Origin of the sequence: Arthrobacter sp. (assembly GCF_031988865.1) — a bacterium.
Classification (GTDB): domain Bacteria; phylum Actinomycetota; class Actinomycetes; order Actinomycetales; family Micrococcaceae; genus Arthrobacter_B.
On record NZ_DALZXY010000031.1, the window covers coordinates 26,037 to 33,823 of the forward strand.

Annotated in this window: 7 protein-coding genes; 2 read left to right on the forward strand and 5 right to left on the reverse strand. The window is 64.4% G+C overall.

The annotated features are described in order from the left end of the window. Positions 1-115 precede the first annotated feature (115 nt). The 5 genes from RTN46_RS07850 to RTN46_RS07870 all read right to left on the reverse strand — a co-directional run bounded on the left by RTN46_RS07850 (position 116) and on the right by RTN46_RS07870 (position 6,236). Entirely contained in the window at positions 116-904 is a 789-nt protein-coding gene (locus RTN46_RS07850) for an ABC transporter ATP-binding protein (RefSeq protein ID WP_312180362.1), read from the reverse strand. Between the two features lie 15 nt (positions 905-919). Then, complete coding sequence (locus tag RTN46_RS07855; protein ID WP_312180364.1) at positions 920-1,819, reverse strand: ABC transporter permease; 900 nt, start codon at positions 1,817-1,819, stop codon at positions 920-922. A 43-nt stretch (positions 1,820-1,862) separates the two neighbouring features. Further along, positions 1,863-2,849 carry an ABC transporter substrate-binding protein gene (locus RTN46_RS07860; protein ID WP_312180366.1) on the reverse strand — a complete coding sequence of 329 codons (987 nt, stop codon included), beginning with the start codon at positions 2,847-2,849 and terminating at the stop codon, positions 1,863-1,865. Positions 2,850-3,225: 376 nt separating this feature from the next. After that, positions 3,226-4,704 carry a peptide MFS transporter gene (locus RTN46_RS07865; RefSeq protein ID WP_312180368.1) on the reverse strand — a complete coding sequence of 493 codons (1,479 nt, stop codon included), beginning with the start codon at positions 4,702-4,704 and terminating at the stop codon, positions 3,226-3,228. Positions 4,705-4,868: 164 nt separating this feature from the next. Beyond that, the gene (locus tag RTN46_RS07870) at positions 4,869-6,236 is read right to left on the reverse strand and encodes an amidase (protein WP_312180369.1); all 1,368 of its coding nucleotides are present in this window, start codon (positions 6,234-6,236) and stop codon (positions 4,869-4,871) included. Positions 6,237-6,444: 208 nt separating this feature from the next. Between RTN46_RS07870 and RTN46_RS07875 the strand changes: the two genes are divergently transcribed. Both RTN46_RS07875 and pheA read left to right on the forward strand, forming a co-directional pair. After that, complete coding sequence (locus RTN46_RS07875) at positions 6,445-6,762, forward strand: rhodanese-like domain-containing protein (RefSeq protein WP_312180371.1); 318 nt, start codon at positions 6,445-6,447, stop codon at positions 6,760-6,762. Beyond that, positions 6,759-7,727, forward strand: a complete 969-nt coding sequence (pheA, locus tag RTN46_RS07880) for a prephenate dehydratase (RefSeq protein ID WP_312180373.1) — start codon at positions 6,759-6,761, stop codon at positions 7,725-7,727. Before RTN46_RS07875 ends, pheA begins: the two co-directional genes overlap by 4 nt. Positions 7,728-7,787 lie beyond the last annotated feature (60 nt).

The following is a 7,787-nucleotide window of genomic DNA, read 5'->3' on the forward strand; positions in this document are numbered from 1 at the left end:
AGGACTACAACAGCTTGCGGGCTACCACGCAAGAATGCCCGGCCGGGAGGACCCGGCCGGGCATATGCATAATTCATGGCCCCCAGCTGTACTTTCAGCAGGTGCTGCGCCTGGCCTACTGAAGCATCGTGCGGTCGTCCAGGCCGCCCTTGATCTTCTCGAACTCGTGCAGCAGATCCGGAACCGTCATCTCCGCCTTCTGCTTGCTGTCCAGGTCCAGGATGATCCGGCCCTCATGCATCATGACCAGCCGGGTGCCCAGATCAAGCGCCTGCTGCATGTTGTGGGTGACCATAAGCGTGGTGAGCCCGTGCCGCCGCACAATCTCCTCGGTCAGGCGGGAGACCAGCGCCGCACGCTGCGGGTCAAGGGCCGCGGTGTGCTCATCCAGCAGCAGGATCTTGGGCTCGCTGAATGTGGCCATCAGCAGGGACAGTGCCTGGCGCTGGCCGCCGGAGAGCAGCCCGACCTTGGACTTCAGCCGCCCTTCGAGCCCCAGCTCCAGGGACTTCAGTTCTTCCTGGAACAGTTGACGCTTTTTGGCGGTGACGCCCCAGCCCAGTCCGCGGGACTTGCCGCGCTCATAGGCGATGGACATGTTCTGTTCAATGCTCAGCTGGGGTGCGGAGCCGGCCATCGGGTCCTGGAACACGCGGCCGATGTAGCGGGCCCGCTGGTGGTCCTGCAGCCGGGTGACGTCCTGGCCATCAATGACGATTGACCCATTGTCCGGCCGCAGCTTGCCCGAAACCATGTTCAGCAGTGTGGATTTGCCGGCGCCGTTGCTGCCAATCACCGTGAGGAATTCCCCGGCGGCCAGCTCCAGGTCGATGTTCGCCAGCGCAATCCGTTCGTTGACGGTTCCGGCGAAGAAGGTCTTTTGTACGTTCTGGATTTTCAGCATCGTTTCGCTTCCCGGCTAGCTCGACGTCGTAACGGTGGACTTCCGCAGGCTGCGGAAAGTGGGCAGGCGGCGGAACAGTTTCCACTGCGGCAGCACCAGGGCCACAACCACCAGCACGGCGGAGATGAGTTTCATGTCCGAGGGGTTGAAGCCCACCTGCAAGGCCAGGGCAATGACGATCCGGTAGAGGATGGACCCGAGGATGACGGCCAGGGTGGAGATGACGATTAGGCGGCTGCCGAAGATGGCCTGGCCAAGGATCACCGATGCCAGACCCACCAGGATCAGGCCAATACCCATTCCGATGTCGGCAAAGCCCTGGTACTGCGCCACCATGGCACCGCAAAGGCCCACAAAGCCGTTGGAAAGAGCCAGACCGAGGATCTTCATCCGGTCGGTGCTGACACCAAAGCTGCGGATCATTTCCTGGTTGTCGCCGGTCGCCTGCATTGCCAGGCCCAGGTCGGTGTGCAGGAACCAGTCGAGGAAGAGTTTGACGCCGATGGCCAGCAGGGCGAAGAGCGCGATGGAGACAACGCCGCCGAGGTAACCGTTCTCCCGCAGCGGGGTGATGAGGGTTTCCTCCCGCAGCAGTGGCAGGTTGGCCTTGCCCATAATCCGCAGGTTGATTGAGTACAGGGCGATCATGGTGAGAATACCGGCCAGCAGGCCGTTGATCTTGCCCTTGGTGTGGAGGAGGCCGGTAACGCAGCCGGCCAGCAGGCCGGCTCCGAAGGCGGCAGCCGTGGCGGCCAGGGGCGGAGCCCCGTTGATAATCATGACGGCCGCCACGGCCGCGCCGGTGGTAAAGCTGCCATCCACCGTGAGGTCCGGAAAGTCCAGGATGCGGAAGGTGAGGTAAACACCCAGGGCCATAACCGCATAAATGAGCCCTAGTTCAACAGCAGTGATCATGGAAGATCCGTTCCTTCAAGCAGGTAGTGATGGCAGCGGGAGGCTATTCGATGACCTTGTCGGCCTTCTCGAGCAGGGAATCCGGAATCTCGACTCCCATGTTGGCTGCAGCGGACTTGTTGACGAACAGCTTGATGTCGTCCAGGGTTTCGATCGGCATGGTAGCCGGGTCGGCACCCTCCTTGAGGATCTTCACCGCCATCAGGCCGGTCTGGTAACCCAGTTCCTCGTAGTCGATTCCCCACGTCGCCAGGCCGCCGCGCTCAACGCTGTCACCCTCGCCGACCACCAGCGGAATCTTCTTGGACTCGGCGATCTGGATCATGGACTCGAGGGCATCCACCACGTTGTTGTCGGTGGGCACGTAGAGCGCGTCCACGTCCAGGGAGTCGGCGGCCTGCTGCACCTCGGCAGAGTTGCTGACGGTAGCCAGCTTCAGCTCCAGTCCGAGCTTTTTGGCGGCTTCCTTGGCGAGTTCCACCTGGACCTCGGAGTTCACCTCACCGGAGCTGTAGACGATGCCCAGGGTTTTGGCGTCCGGGGCGAGTTCCTTGACCAGGCCCAGCTGCTCTTCAACCGGGTTCAGGTCGGACGTTCCGGAGACGTTGGCGCCGGGAGCGTCCCAGGAATCGACGAGGCCGGCTTCCTCGGGCTCCGTAACCGCGGTGATCAGGATCGGAACATCGGTGATGGTCTGGGCTGCAGCCTGCGCGGTCGGAGTCGCGATGGCGAGCACCAGGTCCACGCCATCCGAGGCGAACTTGGAGGCGATGGACGTGGCGGTTGTCTGGTCACCCGACGCGTTCTGTTCGTCGAAGGTGATGTTCTCGCCTTCGGTGTAGCCGTTCTCCGTCATGGCCCGCTTAAAGCCCTCCCGGGCTGCGTCCAGCGACGGGTGCTCAACGATCTGGGTAATGCCGATCCGGACCATTTCCTGGTCGTTGCTTCCCGCGGTGTCGCCGCAGCCGGTGGCTGCCAGCGATACTCCCAGCAGCAGGGCCCCCAGTGCCCCTGTTTTCGAACGCTTCATCGTTGCCCTTTCAGTGCGCTGCCCAGCCGCGGACGGCGCCAGAGCAGAGTGACGTGGTACCGGGGCTGGAGCCCGGACCCGAGGGCCGACGTCGTTATCGGTTCCTTGGGGTGCGGGTGCCGAGTGCACCGGTTGGTTCCACGATAGTAACTGTGAGGGTGCTCACATTGTCTAATTCGACGCGCACTGTAAAGACAGTTGACTGGTTGTTTGAAGTCCTCAAGGACAAAATTCGGCACGTAACGAGCCGGGGCCATCAGATTGTCTAGGTACCGATGGCGGGCTGGAAGTCATCCGAAACGCAGAAAGTGTCCGTTTGAAATTCAAACGGACACTTTCTGTTCAGCCGGCCGGGCGAACCCGGTGCGGAAGGGAGCTACCGGACCCCGCCCATCAGCTTCTTGATCGAAGGTGCGCAGAGGGCCAGGATGATGCCCAGCACAACGGCGGTGATGCCCAGGAAGGAGAAGTAGGTAACTTCAGTTTCCGGGTTGTAGAACTGCGCGAGCCAGCCCGAGAGCGTGCTGCCCAGCGATACCGAGAGGTAAAACAGGGCCACCATCTGGGTCGGGAAGGCAGCCGGGGCCAGCTTGGTGGCTGCGGAGAGCCCGATCGGGGAGAGCGAGAGCTCAGCGAACGTGAACAGCAGCAGGATGCCGGCGAGTGCCAGCAGCGGCGTGCTGTTGGGGCCGCCGCCGGAGAAAGGGATAAAGGCCAGGAAGGCAAGTCCCATCGTGCTGAGGCCGATGGCGAACTTGACCGGGGTTCCCGGCTGCCGGGAACCCAGCTTGGTCCACATGCTGGCGAAGACGGCGGCGAAGATGATGATGAAGATCGGGTTGATCGACTGCACGAAGCTCGGCGGCATCTGCCAGCCGAAGAAGTCCAGGTTCAGCGACGAGTCCGCGTACAGCGCCACCACGGTGAACTGCTGCTGGAACAGGGCCCAGAAGCCGGTGCTGGCAACGAAGAGCGGCATGAAGGAGAAGACCCGGCGGCGTTCCAGCGTGCTGACCCGCTTGCTCGAGAGGATGACTGCGAAGTACGCGATCGATGCCACCAGGGCCAGGAGAGCCATAACGCTCACCAGGTTTTCGCTGGTGACCAGGCCGAAGGTGATGGCCAGGGCTACAACAACCAGCACTGCCGCGGCGATTCCGCCCATGCGTGCGTACTGGCTCTTGGGCAGCGGGTTGGCGACGAGGCGCGCCGACTCCGGAAGGTGCTTGCGGGTGGCGGCGTACTGGGCCAGGCCGATGGCCATGCCGACTGCTGCCAGGCCGAAGCCGAAGTGGAAGCCCATGCTGTTCCAGACGAGGCCGGTCAGGATGGGGCCCATCAGGCCGCCGATATTGATGCCCATGTAGAAGATGGAGAAGCCGGCGTCGCGGCGCTCGTCCTTCTCCTCGTAGAGCGTTCCCACGAGGGCAGTTGCATTGGCCTTCAGGCCACCGGAGCCCAGGGCGATCAGCACCAGGCCGATGGCCAGTCCGGTGTAACCCGGAACCAGGGCAAGCGAAATGTGGCCGAGCATGATGATGACGGCCGAGTAGAAGAGGGTCCGTTCCGAACCGAGCACGCGGTCGGCCAGCCAGGCACCGAGGATGGTGGAGAGGTAGACGCCGCCGCCGTAGGCCCCGACGAGTCCAGCCGCGACCCCTTCGTTCATGCCGAGTCCGCCATCAGTGACGGAGTAGTACATGTAGTACAGCAGGATGCCCTGCATGCCGTAGAAGGAGAACCGCTCCCAGAGCTCAACGCTGAACAGGTTGGCGAGCATCCGGGGATGGCCGAAGAAGGCCTTGCGCGTAGGTGCTGCAGACGCGGATTGGGTAGAGGGGGGACTTGAAGTCATGACTCCATGGTCGCAAAGCCTAACGAAGCCCAAATTGGACGTTCTGCCCAAAAACCGGTTGCTTCTAGGCGTTAGAAGCAGGCAACTGTGTGGATGATCACCGCAAATTGCTCAGTTTTGTCCAAATAGTGGACAAAATGTCGGCTGATTGTGGCGTTTACCTGTTATTGGGACTCAAGCTGCGCAGCCACGGCGAGCAGGTCGGCCTCGGCCCCAGGCCGGCCGATCAGCTGGATGCCCATCCATAGCCCTTCCGCAGTGCGGTGGGTGGGGACGGTGATTGCCGGCAGGCCGCAGACGTTCACCATGGACGTATAGGGGGAGTATTGGCACTGCCGCTCGTAGTCCTCATCGGCGTCGCCGGTCCAGTACCAGCCAATCGGGCGGGGTGACATTCCCAGCGCCGGGGTGAGGATCATGTCCCAGGCCGCGTATTGCCGGATGGTGTCTTCTTCGAAGCCGCGCAGAATCTCGACGGCGCCGGCCAGGTCGGCAGCGGAACGCTGCAGGGCACGACGCCGCATGGTGGCCGTGAGCGGAATCAGCTCGCCTTCGCTTTCGGGTGGGAGGGGAATATTGGCCAGGGGTGCGGTCCAGACCAGGCCAAACGCGTCCGGATACCGCTCGTCGTAGTCCACGGCGGCTTCTCCAACATCGTGCCCGGCGCCGGTCAGGGCAAGGATGCCGGCCTCCAACCCGAGAACGGCCTCCGGGTCCAGACGGATGTCGAGGCGGGATTCGAACGGAGAGCGGGTGCTGACGCCAATCCGGAAACGCCCCTCATGCCGCAGCGCAGCTTCAAGGAAACTCCCAGGCTGCGCCGCAGCGCTGGTGGCGTGGAAATTCGGTTCTGCCACCATGGCATCAAGCATCAGCGCCGCGTCCGCCGCGGTCCGCGCCAGGGGGCCGGCGACGACGAACTGTCCCAGGTCCCGCTGGCCGCCGCCCGACGGGACGCGGCCCCGGTTCGGTTTCAGCCCCACCAGGCCGGTAGCCGCCGCCGGGATGCGCACCGATCCTCCGCCGTCGGTGCCCGGCGCAAACGGCAGCATTCCCGCGGCCACCGCGGCGGCGCTTCCTCCGGAGGATCCACCCGGGCTGAGGGACGGATCCAGCGGGTTGCGTGCCGGCGGTGCAATGAGGTTCTCGCTGTAGCTGCTCAGCCCGAACTCCGGTACCTGTGTCTTGCCGAGGCTGATGGCCCCCGCGGCCCGCAGGACGGCGACGAGCGGCCCGTCCTCGGCAGCAGGAGCGGCAGGAACGGCGGCGCTGCCCATAGTGGTGGGCACCCCGGCTACATCGGTGAGGTCCTTATGTGCCAGCGGCATGCCGTGGAGCAATGCGGGGGTTTGGCCGTGCGCCAGGGCGTCGTCGGCCCGGGAAGCTTCTGCGAGGGCGAGATCTGCGGTGACAGCGACGAATGAACCGAGCGAGGGGTTCAGCGCTTCGATCCTGCCCAGGTAGTACTCGGTGGCTTCCCGCGCAGACACCACTCCCGCGGCCAGGGCATCCCTGAGCTCCAGGGCAGTCATCGTGCCCAGTTCATCCGGCGAAGGCGTGCCGGGGCGGCTTTTTATGATCGGGCCATCGGGCATTGTTACCTCCGGGGCGGGGGTGGTTTGGTTCACTGGGGGTGCATCCCACTATAGGCTGGGAAAGAGGGCGGGGCTGCCCGGTCCGGCCGCGGATTCCCGGCCTAACCAGCCCGCCGAAGACTACTGCGAGGAAGCGATGAGCTAGATGGAAAACGTGTCAGTGGAGGCCATTCCCGAAGGCGCCAAGATACTCGATGTCCGCGAAGACTATGAGTGGGAAGCCGGCCACATTTCCGATGCCGTGCACATCCCGCTGGATCAGCTTCCGGACCGCCTGGATGACCTCGACCCGGATGAGGATCTCGCCGTCATCTGCCGCACGGGCGGACGAAGCGCGCGGGCCACACAGTGGCTGGACGCGCACGGCTACTCGGCGGTGAACGTGACCGGAGGCATGGGGGCGTGGCTGGAAGCCGGCAAGCCGATGGTTTCCGACGCCGGTACGGAACCGACCGTCGTATGAGTGCTCCCGGCAAAGCCGCAGCGCGTGACTCCCGCTTGCCCGGGACCATGGTCTACACCTATCTGGGCCCTGAGGGCACCTTCACGGAGGCCGCACTGCTGCAGGTTCCCGGCGCCGAAGAGGCCGTCCGGATCCCGTCAACCTCCGTTACCGCGGCGCTGGAAATGGTTCGGTCCGGACATGCGAACGCGGCCGTGGTTCCCATCGAGAACTCGGTGGAGGGCGGCGTCAGCGCCACGCTGGACGCCATCTCGGTGGGTCAGCCGCTGAGGATCCTGCGGGAAATCCTGGTCCCAATCACGTTCGTCCTGGCCGTCCGGCCCGGTGTGGAACTAGCCGATATCCGCAAGGTATCCACGCACAGCCACGCCTGGGCGCAGTGCCGGAACTGGGCCGCCGATAATATTCCGCAAGCGGAATATCTCCCCGCCTCCTCGACGGCGGCAGCCGCCGTCGGCATCCTGGACGACGCCTCAGGGTTCGACGCCGCGATCTGCGCACCGCTGGTGGCGGCCCGGCTGGGACTGAACGTCATCGCGCAGGACATCGGCGACGTCTCCGATGCCGTGACCCGGTTCATCCTGATCAGCCTTCCGGGCCTCCTGCCCGAGCCCACCGGTGCGGACAAGACCACCTTGGTCATCCCACTGCCCGAAGACCGGCCCGGGGCCCTGATGGACATCCTGGACCATTTCACCACCCGGGGGGTCAACCTCAGCCGCATTGAGTCCCGGCCCACCGGCGCGTTCCTCGGTGACTACTTCTTCAGCATTGACGTGGATGGCCACGTATTCGAGGCCCGGGTGGCGGATGCCCTGAAGGGGCTGCACAGGACTTCGCCGGAGCTGCGCTTCCTGGGCTCCTATCCCAGGGCCGACTACCGCCGGCCGGAAGTACTGCCGCACACCTCGGACAAGGCTTTCGAGGCCGCCGACCAGTGGCTTGAATCTCTGATCAACGGCTGAGCGCCTGCCGCGCCTGCGCCGCTGACCCCTGCGCTGCCGCGCCTACGCTCGCCCGGGCGT